Origin of the sequence: Pectobacterium sp. S5 (genome assembly GCF_051707265.1) — a bacterium.
Lineage (GTDB): Bacteria > Pseudomonadota > Gammaproteobacteria > Enterobacterales > Enterobacteriaceae > Pectobacterium > Pectobacterium polare.
Map to the genome: position 1 here is coordinate 142,890 of NZ_JAULSZ010000003.1, position 18,382 is coordinate 161,271.

General features: G+C 52.2%; 16 protein-coding genes. 14 read left to right on the top strand and 2 right to left on the bottom strand.

What is annotated here, in order from left to right; translation table 11 throughout:
- The first annotated feature begins 253 nt into the window (after positions 1-253).
- Together nhaA and nhaR are read left to right on the top strand one after the other, a co-directional pair.
- Complete coding sequence (gene nhaA, locus QWJ20_RS13115) at positions 254-1,450, top strand: Na+/H+ antiporter NhaA (RefSeq protein WP_433992708.1); 1,197 nt, start codon at positions 254-256, stop codon at positions 1,448-1,450.
- Positions 1,451-1,482: 32 nt separating this feature from the next.
- Positions 1,483-2,388 (top strand): transcriptional activator NhaR, encoded by a 906-nt coding sequence (nhaR, locus tag QWJ20_RS13120; RefSeq protein ID WP_433992709.1) that lies wholly within the window; start codon positions 1,483-1,485, stop codon positions 2,386-2,388.
- Between the two features lie 93 nt (positions 2,389-2,481).
- Here nhaR and rpsT read toward each other — a convergent pair whose 3' ends face one another.
- Positions 2,482-2,745 (bottom strand): 30S ribosomal protein S20, encoded by a 264-nt coding sequence (rpsT, locus tag QWJ20_RS13125; protein WP_010681770.1) that lies wholly within the window; start codon positions 2,743-2,745, stop codon positions 2,482-2,484.
- Positions 2,746-3,170: 425 nt separating this feature from the next.
- On the opposite strand from rpsT, the gene ribF reads away from it, so the two are divergent.
- The 10 genes from ribF to QWJ20_RS13175 all read left to right on the top strand — a co-directional run bounded on the left by ribF (position 3,171) and on the right by QWJ20_RS13175 (position 16,180).
- Entirely contained in the window at positions 3,171-4,112 is a 942-nt protein-coding gene (gene ribF / locus QWJ20_RS13130; protein WP_433992710.1) for a bifunctional riboflavin kinase/FAD synthetase, read from the top strand.
- Between the two features lie 31 nt (positions 4,113-4,143).
- Positions 4,144-6,957, top strand: a complete 2,814-nt coding sequence (gene ileS / locus QWJ20_RS13135; protein ID WP_433992711.1) for an isoleucine--tRNA ligase — start codon at positions 4,144-4,146, stop codon at positions 6,955-6,957.
- On the top strand, positions 6,954-7,469 hold the full coding sequence (gene lspA, locus QWJ20_RS13140) for a signal peptidase II (protein WP_094371036.1): 516 nt from the start codon (positions 6,954-6,956) through the stop codon (positions 7,467-7,469). The genes ileS and lspA overlap by 4 nt, the downstream gene beginning before the upstream one ends.
- A complete protein-coding gene (fkpB, locus tag QWJ20_RS13145) occupies positions 7,469-7,942 on the top strand; it encodes an FKBP-type peptidyl-prolyl cis-trans isomerase (RefSeq protein ID WP_433992712.1) in 474 nt (157 codons plus the stop codon). The genes lspA and fkpB overlap by 1 nt, the downstream gene beginning before the upstream one ends.
- Positions 7,923-8,873 (top strand): 4-hydroxy-3-methylbut-2-enyl diphosphate reductase, encoded by a 951-nt coding sequence (gene ispH, locus QWJ20_RS13150; protein WP_095700656.1) that lies wholly within the window; start codon positions 7,923-7,925, stop codon positions 8,871-8,873. The genes fkpB and ispH overlap by 20 nt, the downstream gene beginning before the upstream one ends.
- A gap of 336 nt (positions 8,874-9,209) precedes the next feature.
- Positions 9,210-10,031: a 4-hydroxy-tetrahydrodipicolinate reductase gene (gene dapB, locus QWJ20_RS13155; protein ID WP_433992713.1), complete on the top strand. Its 822-nt coding sequence runs from the start codon at positions 9,210-9,212 to the stop codon at positions 10,029-10,031.
- Positions 10,032-10,476: 445 nt separating this feature from the next.
- Positions 10,477-11,625, top strand: coding sequence for a glutamine-hydrolyzing carbamoyl-phosphate synthase small subunit (carA, locus tag QWJ20_RS13160; RefSeq protein WP_095700654.1), 1,149 nt, complete (start codon positions 10,477-10,479; stop codon positions 11,623-11,625).
- A 14-nt stretch (positions 11,626-11,639) separates the two neighbouring features.
- The gene (carB, locus tag QWJ20_RS13165; protein ID WP_039487125.1) at positions 11,640-14,864 is read left to right on the top strand and encodes a carbamoyl-phosphate synthase large subunit; all 3,225 of its coding nucleotides are present in this window, start codon (positions 11,640-11,642) and stop codon (positions 14,862-14,864) included.
- Between the two features lie 161 nt (positions 14,865-15,025).
- A complete protein-coding gene (locus QWJ20_RS13170) occupies positions 15,026-15,715 on the top strand; it encodes a helix-turn-helix transcriptional regulator (protein WP_433992714.1) in 690 nt (229 codons plus the stop codon).
- 96 nt (positions 15,716-15,811) lie between these two features.
- The gene (locus QWJ20_RS13175) at positions 15,812-16,180 is read left to right on the top strand and encodes a VOC family protein (protein WP_433992715.1); all 369 of its coding nucleotides are present in this window, start codon (positions 15,812-15,814) and stop codon (positions 16,178-16,180) included.
- 101 nt (positions 16,181-16,281) lie between these two features.
- Here QWJ20_RS13175 and QWJ20_RS13180 read toward each other — a convergent pair whose 3' ends face one another.
- Complete coding sequence (locus tag QWJ20_RS13180) at positions 16,282-16,896, bottom strand: LysE family transporter (RefSeq protein WP_323636806.1); 615 nt, start codon at positions 16,894-16,896, stop codon at positions 16,282-16,284.
- Positions 16,897-17,098: 202 nt separating this feature from the next.
- Between QWJ20_RS13180 and QWJ20_RS13185 the strand changes: the two genes are divergently transcribed.
- Both QWJ20_RS13185 and QWJ20_RS13190 read left to right on the top strand, forming a co-directional pair.
- Complete coding sequence (locus QWJ20_RS13185; RefSeq protein WP_095995308.1) at positions 17,099-17,872, top strand: threonine/serine exporter family protein; 774 nt, start codon at positions 17,099-17,101, stop codon at positions 17,870-17,872.
- The gene (locus QWJ20_RS13190) at positions 17,863-18,333 is read left to right on the top strand and encodes a threonine/serine exporter (RefSeq protein ID WP_039483391.1); all 471 of its coding nucleotides are present in this window, start codon (positions 17,863-17,865) and stop codon (positions 18,331-18,333) included. The genes QWJ20_RS13185 and QWJ20_RS13190 overlap by 10 nt, the downstream gene beginning before the upstream one ends.
- Positions 18,334-18,382 lie beyond the last annotated feature (49 nt).

The window sequence follows — 18,382 nt, forward strand, 5'->3', positions numbered from 1 at the left end:
GGGTAAACCTGCCGGTTTTTTTATGACGGACATCCTTGTCTGTCACCTTGCGGCCGTTGCTGCGCAACGTTGAAAAATGCTCCCGACGTTTTTGATTCCTTCCTCTCTAGATACACTCTATTCCATAGATCGTTTTTTACGATGAATAAGCCAGTTTTAATCTGCTTTTAACGAGTGGTTAGGTCACGTAATCTTGCCTGCAAGAAAGCGAACGTACGGTATTGGCGTTCGTGCCTGACGGGAGATTAAGTCAATGATAACAATGATTCGTCGCTTTATTCGATTGGATGCCGCCGCTGGTGTGATGCTAATGATGGCAACGGTTTTGGCGATCGCGTTTGCCAACTGGTCTGTGACTGCTGCTGGCTATCAACAATTCCTGATGATGCCGGTGGAAATGCGGTTTGGCGCACTGGAAATCAATAAGAACCTGCTGCTGTGGATTAACGATGGCCTGATGGCGATTTTCTTCCTGCTGATTGGTCTGGAAGTGAAACGCGAGCTCGTCGAAGGCTCGTTAGCCAGCCGTCAACAGGCAATGCTGCCATTGGCGGCTGCGGTAGGCGGAATGGTTTTTCCTGCTTTGCTCTTTCTGCTTTTCAACGCGAATGATGAGGTGACGCGCGCTGGCTGGGCGATTCCCGCGGCGACAGATATCGCGTTCGCCATTGGAGTGCTGACGCTATTGGGCAAACGAGTTCCCGCTGGGCTGAAAGTCTTCCTGCTGGCGCTGGCGATCATTGATGATCTGGGGGCGATCCTGATCATTGCCCTGTTTTATACGCAGCAGATCTTCTGGCCTGCGCTGGGCGGTGCGGTGCTGGCAATTGCGGCGCTGGCCTATATGAACAGGCAGCAGGTTGGTAAAACTTCCGCCTATTTATTGGTGGGGATCGTCTTGTGGGTCTGCATTCTAAAATGTGGCATTCATGCGACGTTAGCTGGGGTGATTGTCGGATTCTTTATTCCTTTACGCACGTCCAACGGCGAATCTTCTCCGGCAACCACATTGGAACATGGCTTACAAACGTGGGTCGCGTTTCTGATTATTCCGCTGTTTGCCTTCGCGAACGCAGGTATTGTGTTGCAGGGGATTGTGCTGGAAAAACTGTTTTCCCCTTTGAGCCTTGGCATTGCCGCCGGGTTGCTGATTGGTAAACCGCTGGGTATTACTTTGTTCAGTTGGCTAACCATCCGACTGGGCTACGCGCGTCTGCCTGCTGGCGTCTGCTTTAGCCAGATCGTAGCAGTGTCAGTGCTGTGCGGTATCGGCTTTACCATGTCGATATTCATTACGCTACTGGCTTTCTCCGGCGGCGACGCGGAATTGATTACCTATGCCAAGCTGGGAATTCTGCTGGCATCGGGGCTGGCGGCGCTGCTTGGCTATCTGGCGCTACGCGGGGTGCTGCCTACGCTGGACAAGGTGATGCAACCGTGTAAGGGTTGATGCTATGCCGGAGGCGCGAAGAGGGGGCGGGTGTGTCTCATTTGAATTTTAATCATCTCTATTATTTCTGGCAGGTTTATAAGTCGGGATCCGTTGCGGGTGCGGCAGAGACGCTGTTCTTAACGCCGCAGACGATTACCGGGCAAATCAAATGCCTGGAAGAGCGTTTACAGGGCAAGCTCTTCAAGCGTAAGGGACGCGGGCTGGAACCGACGGAGCTGGGGCAGCTTGTTTTTCGCTATGCGGATAGCATGTTCCAGCTTAGCCAGGAAATGTTGGATATTGTGAACTACCGCAAAGAATCGAACCTGTTATTCGATGTTGGCGTGGCAGATGCGCTGTCCAAACGGCTGGTGAGCAGGGTGCTCGAAACGGTCGTAACGGAACAGGAACATATCCATTTACGCTGTTTTGAGTCGACGCACGAAATGCTGCTGGAGCAGTTGAGCCAGCATAAGCTGGACATGATTCTGTCGGATTGTCCGGTGGATTCGACGCAGCAGGAAGGGCTGTTTTCACTCAAGCTGGGTGAATGTGCTGTGAGCTTTTATTGTAAACGTCCGCAGCCTGAGCAGCCTTTTCCTGCCTGTCTTGAACAACGTAAGCTGCTGATTCCTGGGCGGCGAACCATGCTGGGACGGAAACTGCTGAACTGGTTTACTGCGCAAAATATTCAGACGACTATTTTGGGCGAATTTGATGATGCGGCGCTGATGACCGCGTTCGGCATTAATAATGACGCGATTTTTGTTGCACCGTCGCTGTATGCTAATGAAATCTACCAGCAGGGCGATATCGTCGAGATCGGCAGGATTGAGAATATTCAGGATGAGTATTATGCGATTTTTGCGGCCAGAATGATCCAACATCCAGCGGTGCAGCGCGTGTGTAACGCGGATTTTTCAGCGCTCTTCTGTGACAGAGCAACGGGTCTGTAGTAAGACGATAGATAAGCACTTGTCATGAAATTACAGACGCAAAAAAACCGGCCTAGGCCGGTTTTTTCTTAGCAACAACACGCAGATGCGTGATTATTGCATGGCGTTGATGCGCGCAACCAGATTGGATTTATGACGTGCAGCTTTGTTCTTGTGGATCAGGCCTTTACCAGCCTGGCGATCCACGATCGGTTGCATGTCATTAAATGCTTTCTGTGCCGCTTCTTTATCGCCAGTAGCGATCGCCGCGTATACTTTCTTGATGAAAGTACGCATCATTGAGCGACGGCTTGCGTTATGCTTACGGCGCTTCTCAGATTGTACGGCGCGTTTCTTAGCTGATTTGATATTAGCCAAGGTCCAACTCCCAAATATATTCAATCGAGGACAATTCAAAGGCCGTGGAATATGCTCGTTTAGCCTTCGTTTGTCAATGGATTTGTGCAAATAAGCGTCGTTTGTACGTCGACACTTGTTACGTTGTGATGGCGCAGGATTTTAGCAGCTTCACGCGGTGGAATACAGCTTTTCGCATCATAAATTCATCCTGAATTTGATAAAGCCCTATCTGTCATCGGTAAAGTCGGATTGCATGTGCTGTCCGCTGTCTGGATATTCTGCGTATAGGTGTCATCCATCGATGATTCCGCTAAAAAACGCGCAAATACTGGCACGATTTACAAGGTGGCTGCAAAAGGCGCGAATCGCGGGTTAACCTTACTCGCTGTACAAGGTATAATCCGCCGATTTCCATAATATTAACCCTTTGTTCTGGGCCAGCCATGCAGCTAATTCGCGGTATACACAATCTTCGGGCACACCATTACGGCTGTGTGCTCACTATTGGTAATTTTGACGGCGTGCACCTCGGACACCAAATGCTGCTTGAACGACTGAAGCAGGAAGGTCGCGCTCGTGGGTTACCAGTGATGGTCATGATTTTTGAACCACAGCCGCTGGAACTCTTCGCTGCGGAAAAAGCGCCCGCCCGTCTGACGCGTCTGCGTGACAAGGTGAAATATCTGGCGCAGGCCGGCGTGGACTATCTGCTGTGCGTCAGATTCGATGCGCATTTTGCCGCCAACGATGCGGAGACGTTCGTTTCTTCCCTGCTGGTGAAAAAATTGGGCGTGAAGTTTCTGGTGGTGGGAGATGACTTCCGCTTCGGGGCTGGTCGTCAGGGAGATTTCCTGTTATTACAGAAGGCTGGACGTGAGTCGGGATTTGATGTCATCAGCACCGATTCGTTCTGTAATGGCGGCAAACGGGTTAGCAGCACTGCCGTACGTGAAGCGCTCAGTCGTGATGAACTTGAGCTGGCAGAAAGTCTGTTGGGCCATCCTTACAGCATTTCCGGGCGTGTGGAACATGGCAAAGAATTGGGGCGAACCATTGGGTTCCCTACTGCCAACCTGCCGCTGAAACGTCAGGTTTCTCCTGTTAGCGGCGTGTATGCCGTCAGCGTTTATGGGCTGGGGCAAGAACCGCTACCGGGCGTTGCCAACATTGGCACGCGTCCGACCGTAAACGGTGACAAACGCCAGCAGCTTGAAGTGCATTTGCTGGACGTGACGATGAACCTTTATGGTCGTCATATTGAAGTCGTACTGCGTAAAAAGATCCGTAATGAACAGCGTTTTGCTTCGCTCGATGCGTTAAAACAGCAAATCGCCGATGATGTGGTGACAGCCCGGACGTTCTTCGGGTTAAAGACACCGGTTTAATTTTTCTAGCCGAAACGAAATCGAGAATCTAATGAGTGACTATAAGACTACCCTGAACTTGCCGGAAACAGGGTTCCCGATGCGTGGCGATCTGGCCAAGCGCGAACCTGACATGCTGAAACGTTGGTATGAGCAGGATCTGTACGGGATTATTCGCAATGCGAAGAAGGGAAAGAAGACCTTCATTCTGCACGATGGCCCTCCGTACGCGAACGGCAGCATTCACATTGGTCACTCAGTTAACAAGATTCTGAAAGATATTATTGTTAAATCAAAAGGTCTGTCTGGCTACGACTCCCCTTATGTGCCGGGCTGGGACTGCCACGGTCTGCCGATTGAACTGAAAGTAGAACAGCTGATCGGTAAGCCTGGCGAGAAAGTCAGCGCCGCAGAATTCCGCGCTGAGTGCCGTAAATATGCGGCAGAGCAGGTTGCGGGTCAGAAAGCCGACTTTATTCGTCTTGGCGTGCTGGGCGACTGGGATCGTCCTTACCTGACGATGGATTTCAAAACCGAAGCGAACATCATTCGTGCGCTGGGCCGCATCATTGAAAACGGCCACCTGCACAAGGGTGCCAAGCCGGTTCACTGGTGTGCCGACTGTGGTTCCGCGCTGGCGGAAGCGGAAGTTGAGTATTACGACAAAACGTCTCCATCTATTGATGTCGCGTTTAACGCCAGCGATGTGGCGGCGGTAGTAGCCAAATTTGGCGTGAGTAGCGTAGACGGCCCGGTTTCACTGGTGATCTGGACGACGACGCCGTGGACGCTGCCGGCAAACCGTGCGATCTCGCTGAATGCGGAATTCGATTATCAACTGGTGCAGATTGACGGTCAGGCGCTGATTCTGGCGGCCGATCTGGTTGAAAGCGTGATGAAGCGCGTCGGCGTGACCCAGTGGATCGTTCTGGGCGACTGCAAAGGCGCGGATCTTGAACTGCTGCGTTTCAAACATCCGTTCTTGGGCTTCGACGTACCGGCCATTCTGGGCGAGCACGTGACGCTGGATGCGGGTACCGGTGCGGTGCATACCGCCGGTGGTCACGGTCCTGACGACTATGTGATCAGCCAGAAATACAATCTGGAAATCGCCAACCCGGTGGGGCCGAACGGCTGCTACCTGAGCGGCACCTATCCTGAACTGGATGGCAAATTCGTTTTCAAAGCCAACGACCTGATCGTTGAAATCCTGCGTGAAAAAGGCATGTTGCTACACGTAGAGAAATTGCAGCACAGCTACCCGTGCTGCTGGCGTCATAAGTCGCCGATCATTTTCCGTGCGACGCCACAATGGTTTGTCAGCATGGATCAGAAAGGCCTGCGTAAGCAGTCGCTGTCTGAAATCAAAGGCGTGCAGTGGATCCCGGATTGGGGTCAGGCGCGTATCGAAGCGATGGTCGCCAACCGTCCTGACTGGTGTATCTCCCGTCAGCGTACCTGGGGCGTGCCAATGTCGCTGTTCGTCCACAAAGAGACGGAAGAACTGCATCCGCGTACCGCTGAGCTGATCGAAGCGGTAGCGAAACGTGTTGAAGCCGATGGCATCCAGGCATGGTGGGATCTCGATCCGGCCGACGTGCTGGGCGCAGACGCTGACAACTACGTCAAAGTACCAGACACGCTGGACGTATGGTTCGATTCTGGATCGACGCACGCGTCCGTAGTCGATGTTCGCCCTGAATTTGGCGGCCATGAAGCGGATATGTATTTGGAAGGTTCTGACCAGCATCGCGGCTGGTTCATGTCTTCTCTGATGATCTCTACGGCGATCAAAGGCAAAGCACCTTACCGTCAGGTACTGACTCACGGTTTCACCGTTGATGGTCAGGGTCGCAAGATGTCCAAGTCGATCGGGAATACCGTCAGCCCGCAGGATGTGATGAACAAACTCGGTGCCGACATTCTGCGCCTGTGGATCGGTTCAACGGATTACTCCGGTGAAATCGCCGTATCCGATGAGATCCTGAAGCGTTCTGCCGATGCCTACCGCCGTATTCGTAACACCGCACGTTTCCTGCTGGCGAACCTGAACGGGTTCGATCCACAGAAAGATAGTGTGAAACCAGAAGACATGGTTGTGCTGGATCGCTGGGCGGTTAGCTGTGCGAAAGCCGCGCAGGACGAGATCCTTGAAGCGTATGAAAGCTATGATTTCCACCGTGTCGTACAACGTCTGATGCAGTTCTGCTCGATCGAGATGGGATCCTTCTATCTGGATATCATTAAAGATCGTCAGTACACGGCAAAAAGCGACAGCGTGGCACGCCGTAGCTGCCAGACCGCGCTATACCATATCTCAGAAGCGCTGGTGCGTTGGATGGCACCGATTATGTCCTTCACCGCGGATGAAATCTGGAACTACCTGCCGGGCGAGCGTGCGCAGTACGTCTTTACCGAAGAGTGGTATGACGGTCTGTTCGCGCTGGATAGCGCAGAAACCATGAACGATGCGTTCTGGGCGGATGTCCTGAAAGTGCGTAGCGAAGTGAACAAAGTCATCGAGCAGGCGCGTAATGACAAACGTATCGGTGGATCGCTGGAAGCCTCTGTTACGTTGTACGCCGATGCCAATCTGGCGGGTAAGCTGAACCAGCTGCGTCAGGAACTGCACTTTGCGTTGTTGACGTCAAAAGCGCTGGTGGAACGTTATGAAAATGCGCCGGATAACGCGCAGGAAACGGAACTCACTGGACTGAAAATTGCCTTAAGTGAGGCAGAAGGGCACAAGTGTCCACGCTGCTGGCATTACGAGACGGATATCGGTAGCAATGCCGAGCATCCTGAAGTGTGTGGTCGCTGTGCGACTAACGTGGGCGGTAACGGCGAAGAGCGTAAATTTGTCTGATGAATAAGATCTGTTCGAGTGGACTGCGCTGGCTTTGGCTGGCGATACTGGTTTTAATTGTCGATCTTGGTAGCAAACAGTGGATTCTTGCCCACTTTGCGCTGGGCGATACGGTGCCAGTGATGCCTTCTCTGAATCTGCATTACGCCCGTAACTACGGCGCAGCATTCAGCTTCCTGGCGGATAAAGGCGGTTGGCAACGCTGGTTCTTTGCTGGCATCGCGATTGCTATCGTGGTTGCACTGCTGGTGATGATGTACCGTGGCAGCGTCAAACAGCGGCTCAATAACATTGCGTATTCGCTGATTATCGGCGGCGCACTGGGCAATCTGTTTGACCGGACATGGCACGGATTTGTTGTCGATTTCATCGACTTCTATGTCGGTGACTGGCACTTCGCCACGTTTAACCTTGCCGATACTGCTATCTGTATTGGTGCGGCGCTCATCGTACTGGAAGGGTTTTTCAGTACGCATGATGATACTGATACCGTTAAGCAAAAGGGTCACTGATGTCCGAGAGTGTTCAGCATAACAGCGCGCTGCTGGTGCATTTTATTCTGACGCTAGAGGATGGCTCAGCGGCTGAATCTACGCGTGAACGCGGCAAGCCAGCGCTGTTTCGCCTTGGCGACGGCAGCCTGTCTGAAGCGTTGGAACAACATCTGTTGGGATTGAAGCGTGGCGATAAACGCAAGTTTACGCTGCCTCCGGAGTCGGCCTTTGGGCCGACCAACCCGAATCTGATCCAGTTCTTCTTGCGTCGTGATTTCGCCCAGACCGGTGTGCCGGATGTTGGCACCATCATGCTGTTCAGCGGTGTTGCCGGGAATGATATGCCGGGGATTATCCGCGATGTGACCGAAGAGTCGGTCACCGTGGATTTCAACCACCCGCTATCCGGTCAGGCGATTACCTTCGATCTTGAAGTGCTGGATATCGATCCCGTACAACAGGAGGTGACACATGCAGATCCTGCTGGCTAATCCGCGCGGCTTTTGTGCCGGTGTCGATCGGGCTATCAGCATTGTGGAACGTGCGCTGGAGCTTTTTGGTACGCCGATCTACGTCCGTCATGAAGTGGTACATAACCGCTATGTGGTCAACGGATTACGCGAACGTGGCGCGATTTTTATTGAGCAGATTGAAGACGTGCCGGATGGTGCGATTCTGATTTTCTCTGCACATGGCGTTTCGCAAGCGGTACGTAATGAAGCCAAAAACCGCGATCTGACGGTATTCGATGCGACCTGTCCGCTCGTGACCAAGGTGCATATGGAAGTGGCCAGAGCCAGTAAGAAAGGCGTAGAAGCGATTCTTATCGGGCATGCTGGACACCCTGAAGTTGAAGGGACGATGGGGCAGTACAGCAGTGCGGACGGCGGCATGTATCTGGTAGAGTCCCCTGAGGATGTCTGGCAGCTACAGGTAAAAGACGAAAGCAACCTGTGCTTTATGACGCAAACCACGCTTTCTGTTGATGATACCTATGCGGTGATCGATGCCTTGCGTGAGCGTTTCCCGCAGATTGTTGGCCCGCGTAAAGATGACATCTGCTATGCCACGACTAATCGTCAGGAAGCTGTTCGCCACTTGTCGGATAAGGCTGATGTCGTTTTTGTCGTAGGCTCTAAAAACTCCTCAAACTCCAACCGCTTGGCTGAATTGGCACAGCGCGCGGGGAAAGCGGCTTACCTGATTGATTCATCCGAAGATATCCAGGAATCATGGCTAGCGGGCGCTTCACATGTTGGGGTAACCGCAGGCGCATCGGCACCGGATATTCTGGTACAACAGGTGATTCAGCGCCTGAAAGAATTAGGCGGTAAGGTGGCAATTGAAATGCAGGGACGTGAAGAAAACATCGTCTTTGAAGTGCCGAAAGAGCTGCGTGTTGACGTCAAACAGGTAGATTAATGCTGTTTCTGCGGTAGGGCTTTGGCCTTGCCGCAGTTATCCCCTTCCGTTTTCTCACCCTATATTCACTCATGAAAATGTTAATGCATAAAAATGAATTTTTATGCGTTATGCCATATGCTTTAATTTTGACCACTTCTGCTTATCTTCAAATACCTTACGGCTTTTCACCGCTCTGAGCGCCATTCTGATACCTTTGGTTAGACAGTTTTGCTGATTTTCTGCGGCTTCAAACAGTATTTTCTAATCTGGCGGTAAATCCGCTGGCGGTAGTGTGCAGCGCCCGTTAACCTGATGTTATTTTTATGTCGTCAGGATCAAAAAGAGAGAGACATTATGAAGGATTCATCCATCCGTATTGCGGTTGTAGGTGCCGGTGGCCGTATGGGACGCCAGCTGATTCAGGCTATCGAGCAAATGGACGGCGTGGTATTGGGCGCGGCGCTGGAGCGTTCTGGTTCGTCTCTGATAGGCAGCGATGCTGGTGAACTCGCCGGGCTGGGGAAAAGCGGTATTACCGTGAATGAAAGCCTGGATGCCGTGCAGAATGATTTCGATATTTTGATCGACTTCACCCGCCCAGAAGGCACCTTAGCGCATCTGGCATTTTGCCGTCAGCACCGTAAAGGCATGATTATTGGCACAACCGGCTTTGATGACGCAGGGAAAGCGGCGATTAAGCAGGCTGCACAGGATATCGGGATTGTATTTGCGGCGAACTTCAGCGTTGGCGTTAATGTCATGCTGAAGCTGCTGGAAAAAGCGGCCAAGGTCATGGGTGACTATACTGATATCGAAATTATTGAAGCACACCACCGCCACAAAGTGGATGCGCCGTCGGGTACCGCACTGGCGATGGGCGAAGCGATCGCCGATGCGCTGGGACGCGATCTGAAGTCCTGTGCCGTGTACGCGCGTGAAGGTTATACGGGTGAACGCGATCCGAAAAGCATTGGTTTTGCTACCGTGCGAGCGGGCGATATTGTCGGTGAACATACGGCGATGTTTGCTGACATTGGCGAGCGTGTTGAGATTACCCACAAGGCATCGAGCCGTATGACGTTTGCCAATGGCGCAGTAAGAGCCGCTGTCTGGATTAATTCGAAAGAAAGTGGCCTTTTTGATATGAGCGATGTGCTTTCTCTGGATGATTTGTAGTATTTAATTGTTTATAAAAAATTATATCTAGCTGATAAAGGTGGTTATTTTTAAGATCACCTTTATTTTTACCTGTTACGTATCAATTTTATCTTGTTGTTTCTTTTTTTCTGTTTTTAATTCGATTTTTTAGCGGTAATTCTTCCTTGTTACTCCCGAAATACCCTTTACTGGCGATTTGTTATCCTTATTTTAACGATGTTGTCTCGCAACCGTTTACTTATCTAAGTTGATCGGGTTTTTTACGTCAGTGGGCCACTATTTATTTCGTAAAGCATAAAAATAAGAGAAAAAAAGCGGTTTGGGTAGACAATCGGGAAGACCATCATTAAAATGCGCCCAATTTGCCAAAAATTGGCCTTACAGGTAGTTTTTGCATTGATTTAGTGACTCAAATCTGAATTAATATGCAAATAACGTGATTGTTTATTCCTTGGAGGGTGTTTTGATTAAGTCAGCGCTATTGGTTCTGGAAGACGGAACCCAATTCCACGGTCGGGCCATTGGGGCAGAAGGGTCGGCAGTGGGGGAAGTGGTCTTCAATACGTCGATGACCGGTTATCAAGAAATCCTTACTGATCCTTCCTATTCCCGCCAGATTGTCACTCTCACTTATCCCCATATCGGTAATGTCGGCGCCAATGCCAACGATGAAGAATCCCCCTCTGTACAGGCTCAAGGTCTGGTGATTCGCGATTTACCTCTGATTGCCAGCAACTACCGTAGTGAAGAAAGCCTGTCTGAATACCTCAAACGCAACAACATCGTCGCCATTGCTGATATCGATACTCGTAAACTGACCCGTCTGCTGCGTGAAAAAGGCGCACAGAATGGCTGCATCATTGCGGGTGATGCGCCGGATGCCGCCGTCGCGCTGGAGAAAGCGAAAGCGTTCCCAGGGCTGAAGGGCATGGATCTGGCAAAAGAAGTGACGACGCCAGAAAGCTACAGCTGGTTACAGGGAAGCTGGACGCTGGAAGGCGAATTGCCTGCGGCGAAAAATGAAAGCGAACTGCCTTACCACGTTGTTGCTTATGACTACGGTGTGAAACGCAACATTCTGCGTATGCTGGTGGATCGCGGTTGCCGCTTGACGGTCGTTCCGGCGCAGACACCTGCTGAGGACGTACTGAAGCTGAATCCAGACGGTATTTTCCTCTCTAACGGCCCGGGCGACCCGGAACCGTGCGATTATGCGATTCGCGCGATCAAAACCTTCCTGGAAACGGATATTCCGGTATTCGGTATCTGTCTGGGTCACCAACTGCTAGCTCTGGCAAGCGGTGCGAAGACCATCAAAATGAAGCTGGGTCACCACGGTGGCAACCATCCGGTCAAAGATCTGGATAACAACTGTGTGATGATTACCGCGCAGAACCACGGCTTTGCGGTTGATGAAAATAATCTGCCTGCCACGCTGCGCGTCACGCATAAATCCCTGTTTGACCATACGGTTCAGGGGATTCACCGCACGGATAAGCCCGCGTTCAGCTTCCAGGGTCACCCAGAAGCGAGCCCAGGCCCGCATGATGCCGCGCCGCTGTTCGACCACTTTATTGACTTGATTCAGACTTACCGTTCTTCAGCTAAATAATCAGGAGCGAGAAAATGCCAAAACGTACAGATATTAAAAGCATCCTGATTCTGGGCGCAGGCCCGATTGTTATCGGCCAGGCGTGTGAGTTTGACTACTCTGGTGCACAGGCGTGTAAAGCGCTGCGTGAAGAGGGTTACCGCGTTATTCTGGTGAACTCCAACCCGGCAACTATCATGACCGACCCGGAAATGGCCGATGCGACCTACATCGAGCCGATTCACTGGGAAGTAGTGCGCAAAATCATTGAAAAAGAGCGCCCAGATGCCGTGCTGCCAACGATGGGCGGCCAGACTGCGCTGAACTGTGCGCTGGAACTGGAACGTCAGGGCGTGCTGGCCGAATTCGGCGTGACCATGATTGGTGCAACGGCGGATGCGATTGATAAAGCAGAAGATCGCCGCCGCTTCGACGTGGCAATGAAGAAGATCGGTCTGGATACCGCGCGTTCCGGTATTGCACACAATATGGAAGAAGCGCTGGCGGTTGCAGCTGACGTCGGCTTCCCGTGCATCATCCGTCCTTCCTTTACGATGGGCGGCACCGGTGGCGGTATCGCTTACAACCGTGAAGAGTTCGAAGAGATCTGCGAACGCGGCCTGGATCTTTCTCCAACCAAAGAGCTGCTGATTGATGAATCGCTGATCGGTTGGAAAGAGTATGAGATGGAAGTGGTGCGTGATAAGAACGACAACTGCATCATCGTCTGCTCAATCGAAAACTTCGATGCCATGGGGATCCACACCGGAGACTCCATCACCGTTGCACCTGCACAAACGCTGACCGACAAAGAATATCAAATCATGCGTAACGCCTCGATGGCGGTACTGCGTGAAATCGGCGTAGAAACAGGCGGTTCTAACGTTCAGTTCTCGGTAAACCCGAAAACCGGCCGTCTGATCGTGATTGAGATGAACCCGCGTGTATCACGTTCTTCCGCGCTGGCGTCTAAAGCGACGGGCTTCCCGATTGCAAAAATCGCGGCCAAGCTGGCAGTGGGTTACACGCTCGATGAGCTGATGAACGACATCACTGGTGGTCGTACGCCAGCGTCTTTCGAGCCTGCTATCGACTACGTTGTGACTAAGATTCCGCGTTTCAACTTCGAGAAATTCGCTGGTGCTAACGACCGTCTGACCACGCAGATGAAATCTGTGGGTGAAGTGATGGCGATTGGTCGTACGCAGCAGGAATCCTTGCAGAAAGCGCTGCGTGGCCTGGAAGTGGGCGCGACTGGCTTCGATCCGAAAGTGGATCTGGACGATCCAGAAGCGCTGACCAAAATCCGCCGCGAGCTGAAAGATGCGGGTGCCGAGCGTATCTGGTACATCGCCGATGCTTTCCGTGCGGGGATGTCTGTCGATGGCGTGTTTAACCTGACCAACGTTGACCGCTGGTTCCTGGTGCAGATTGAAGAGCTGGTGCGTCTGGAAGAGCAGGTTGCTGAAAAAGGTGTCACCGCGCTGGATGCTGATTTCCTGCGTGCCTTGAAGCGTAAAGGCTTTGCCGATGCGCGTCTGGCGACGTTGGCTGGCGTGGCGGAAAGCGAAATTCGCAAGCTGCGCGATAAGTTTGACCTGCATCCGGTCTATAAGCGTGTCGATACCTGTGCGGCAGAATTTTCGACCGATACAGCTTACATGTACTCCACGTACGAAGAAGAGTGTGAAGCCAATCCAACTCAGGATCGTGACAAAATCATGGTACTGGGCGGTGGGCCGAACCGCATTGGTCAAGGGATCGAATTTGACTACTGCTGCGTCCACGCTTCACTGGCGCTGCGTGAAGATGGTTATGAAACCATCATGGTCAACTGCAACCCGGAAACCGTTTCAACAGACTACGATACGTCTGACCGTCTGTACTTCGAACCAGTAACGTTTGAAGACGTGCTGGAAATCGTCCGCATCGAGAAGCCAAAAGGCGTGATTGTGCAGTACGGTGGCCAGACGCCATTGAAACTGGCGCGTGCGCTGGAAGCTGCGGGTGTGCCAGTTATCGGCACCAGCCCAGATGCGATTGACCGTGCAGAAGACCGCGAACGTTTCCAACAGGCCGTTAATCGTCTGGGGCTGAAGCAACCGGCTAACGCCACGGTCGCGACCATTGAGCAAGCGGTAGAAAAAGCGCGTGGCATTGGTTACCCGCTGGTTGTCCGTCCTTCTTATGTTCTGGGCGGCCGCGCGATGGAAATCGTGTACGACGAAATCGACCTGCGTCGTTACTTCCAAAACGCGGTTAGCGTGTCCAACGATGCGCCGGTGCTGTTAGACCGCTTCCTTGATGATGCCATCGAAGTTGATGTTGATGCGATTTGTGACGGCGAGCGCGTGCTGATTGGCGGCATTATGGAGCACATCGAGCAGGCGGGCGTTCACTCCGGCGACTCGGCTTGTTCACTGCCGGCTTATACGCTGAGCAAAGAGATTCAGGACGTGATGCGCCAGCAGGTTGAAAAACTGGCGTTTGAACTCTGCGTTCGCGGTCTGATGAACGTGCAGTTCGCGGTGAAGGATAACGAAGTTTATCTGATTGAAGTGAACCCACGTGCGGCGCGTACCGTACCGTTTGTCTCGAAAGCGACGGGTGTTCCGTTGGCGAAAGTCGCGGCACGCGTGATGGCAGGCAAAACGCTGGCTGAGCAGGGCGTCACGAAAGAAATTATCCCGCCGTATTACTCGGTAAAAGAAGTGGTGCTGCCGTTCAACAAATTCCCTGGCGTTGACCCGATTCTGGGGCCAGAAATGCGTTCAACCGGTGAAGTCATGGGCGTAGGCCGCACGTTTGCTGAAGCGTTTGCTAAAGCGATGTTGGGCAGCAGTTCACACATGAAGAAAACCGGACGTGCGCTGTTGTCGGTACGTGAAGGCGACAAAGCTCGCGTGGTGGATCTGGCGGCCAAGCTGCTGAAGTACGGCTTTGAGCTGGATGCCACGCACGGCACGGCGATTGAGCTGGGCGAAGCCGGTATTAATCCGCGTCTGGTGAACAAGGTGCATGAAGGTCGTCCGCACATTCAGGACCGCATCAAGAACGGCGAGTACACCTACATCGTCAACACCACCGCAGGGCGTCAAGCGATTGAAGATTCCAAGCTGATTCGCCGCAGCGCACTGCAATACAAGGTGCACTACGACACGACGCTGAACGGCGGTTTCGCCACGGCCATGTCGTTGACGGCAGATCCGACGGAGAAAGTGACTTCCGTGCAGGAAATGCATGCGATGATTAAAGGCTGATTGACCGACTTCGGTCGGCGGTAAGCGGATAATAAAAGCCAGCGTTGGCAACAGCGCTGGCTTTTTTGTATTTTTTATTTCGTCTGAAATTCTCTTTTCGGCCACTCGTCTTTCAGACTGATATTGAAGGGACTTTCCACGCCTCAAGCCAAGGTAAGATTATGTCCAGAACGCAGCGTTTACTCGATCTTTTACAGATATTGCGCCACCACCGTTTTCCCGTCACGGGAGCCTATCTTGCGGAGAAATTAGGCGTGAGCCAGAGAACTCTCTATCGCGATATCGCCACACTACAATTGCAGGGGGCGCATATTGAGGGAGAGGCAGGGTTAGGATATGTCCTGCGCCCGGGGTTCATGCTACCCCCACTGATGTTTTCAGAAGAGGAAATCGAAGCATTGGTATTGGGTTCGCGCTGGGTCGTCAGAAGAACGGATGAGCGTTTGGGGCGTGCGGCCCGTAATGCATTGATGAAGATTGCGGCGGTATTACCACCGGAATTACGCAACGCGCTCGATTCTTCAGGGTTATTAGTGGGTAAGGCAGAATTTGTTACCCCAATGGTTATCGAGCTATCAGTTTTACGCCACGCAATTCGTACCGAGCGTCGTACCGAGATCGTTTACTGTGACCTTCAGGGCAATGAGTCTCACCGCATTATCTGGCCGTTTGCATTAGGTTTTTTCGATCAAGCGTATGTGATTGCCGCCTGGTGTGAGCTTCGTCAGCAGTTCCGTCATTTTAGGGCTGACCATATCCGTGGCATGACGATTTTGGAACAGCGTTATCCTCGTCGCCGCCAGCAGTTATTAAAAGAATGGCATGAAAAAGAGGACATACCTCAGCAGTGATGGCTACTGACAAAAATTGTCAACGGTGTGTACTACGATGCATTCAGGCAAGCAGAAGGCTTCTGCTTATTACTCACCTGCTACAGGGAATCTCTGATGAACGCACCGAATCTTATTATTTTATACGTGGAAAATGCTGTTGCCAGTGAGCGTTTTTATCGTGAGCTGTTTGATCTTCAGTCAATTGAACAGTCGGAAAACTATGCCATGTTTGCCTTTGATTCCGGTTTCTTATTGGGGCTGTGGTCTAAACATGAGGTTAAGCCTACGGCTGAGCTGGCTGGTGGTGGTAGTGAATTAGCCATTCGTGTCGAGAATGAGGCGGAATTAGAGGCGGTTTATGAAAGTTGGAAGAGACGGGGTATTACTCTTATTCAGGAAATAACCCAAATGGATTTCGGTTTGACGTTTGTGGCGCTCGATCCCGATCAACATCGGATACGTGTGTATTTTGCCAGCAACTAACCGCGTTTCTGGATAAAATGAGAACCCCTTTCCGGTAAAAATCGGAGAGGGGTTTTTACATTGAACTTGTCTGTTATCGGCGAACAAGCACACCTCAAGTATTAACCCAGCGCGACTTTGATACCCAGTGCGATCAACACCGTGCCGAGCAGTTTATCCACCAGTTTCTGTGCTTTAGTCAGGCCGCGCCGTACCGGTTCGCTTTGGAAAAGCATGACCAGCAGCGGCCACCAGATGACGGATAACAGCCAGATAATCATGGCGTACCACAGCTTTTCAGCGATGCCGGAGTGAATATTCAAGACCTGTGTGAACATCGCCAGAAAGAACAGCGTCGCTTTCGGATTCAGCAGATTACAGAGGTAACCTTGCAGGAACGCTTTTTTCAGGCTGATGCTTTGCTGTCCCTGATTTGAGACATCCATCTTGCTTCCGCCGCGCGCAAATAACGCCTGAATACCGATCCAGATCAGATAGGCGGCACCCGCATATTTCAGTACATTAAACAGCCACGGTGTCGTGGTGATGACGACGGCCAGCCCGGCAACGCAGTACGCCATGTGGGTCGCCACGCCGCAGATTACGCCAAACGCGGTCATCAGTGCGGTAACGCGTGGGTAGCGTGTGGCGTTCTTGATGACGAGGAAAAAGTCGGGGCCGGGAGAAAGCATCCCCAGCGTGGCGATAGTGGCGACAAACAGCGATGTTTCTAACATGGTCATCCCAGAGAGTGAAATAGTAAGAACGTTTGAAATGATAGCGCCAGAATAATGAATTCGCATCACACTTATTGGTTATTCGGCGGTGATATGTTAACAATTATCCTTTAGTTTTTTGTGGTTAATTTCAGGGGCAGGTTGAGATAACAACATGGTCAGTGAACGTGAGAACCGTGAATCATTAAGTGACGCAAAACGGATGGGCGAAGCGCCACAGCAGCGGGAAATAACCCGACTGTGCATCCAGTGCGCGCTGCTGCTGTTACAGCACGGCGCAGAGAGTATGGTGGTAGAACAGCTGTCGTCACGGCTGGGTATGGCGCTCGGCGCTGATAGCGTTGAGAGCTCCATCTCAGCAAATTCGATTGTGCTGACAACCATCATGCAGGGGCATTGCCTGACGTCGACGCGGAAGAATGTGGACCGTGGCATTAATATGCACGTCGTCATTGAGGTTCAGCATGCGGTCATCATGGCCGAGCATAAACTGCTGGATGTGGCAGGGGTGGAAAAACGTCTGGGAAATATCAAGCCGCTGCGCTATCCGCGCTGGCTGATGGTGTCCGTTGTCGCGCTTTCCTGCGGCTGCTTCAGCCGCTTGAACGGTGGTGGGTGGGATGCGTTTATCGTCACGCTGATTGCCAGCGGTCTGGCGATGTATGTCCGACAGGTGTTTACGGCGCGACACCTGAATCCGTTGATCAACTTCTGTATTACGGCGTTTGTTGCGACGTCGGCATCTGGATTGTTGATGCGTTTACCCGCTTTTTCTCAAACCTCGACGGTAGCGATGGCGGCGAGCGTGCTGCTGCTGGTTCCTGGCTTTCCATTGATTAACGCCGTGGCAGATATGTTTAAAGGGCACGTGAATACCGGTCTGGCACGCTGGACGGTCGCGAGTTTACTGACGCTGGCAACCTGTATTGGGGTCGTGATGGCGATGTCGCTGTGGGGGTTACGCGGATGGGCTTAAGTTTACTGTGGGCACTGTTGCAGGATATGGTGCTGGCGGCGGTTCCTGCGTTGGGGTTTGCGATGGTCTTCAACGTGCCGCTGAAAGTGCTGCCTTATTGTGCGCTGCTGGGCGGTGTCGGGCATGGCGTACGGTTTCTGGCGATACATTTCGGCATGAATATCGAGTGGGCGTCGTTTTTGGCGGCAATCCTCATTGGCATCATCGGTATTCGCTGGTCACGCTGGTTGCTGGCGCATCCGAAAGTCTTTACCGTAGCGGCGGTGATCCCGATGTTTCCCGGCATTTCTGCCTATACGGCGATGATTTCGGTGGTGGAAATTTCGCACCTTGGCTACAGCGAAGCGCTGATGAACGTCATGATGACCAATTTCCTGAAGGCCAGTTTTATCGTCGGTGCGCTCTCTATCGGCCTGTCTTTACCGGGGATCTGGCTCTACCGTAAACGGCCGGGAGTATAAAACTCTTATATTACGTTTCGGTCTTGTATCTATGTCGACGAGCGAAAGG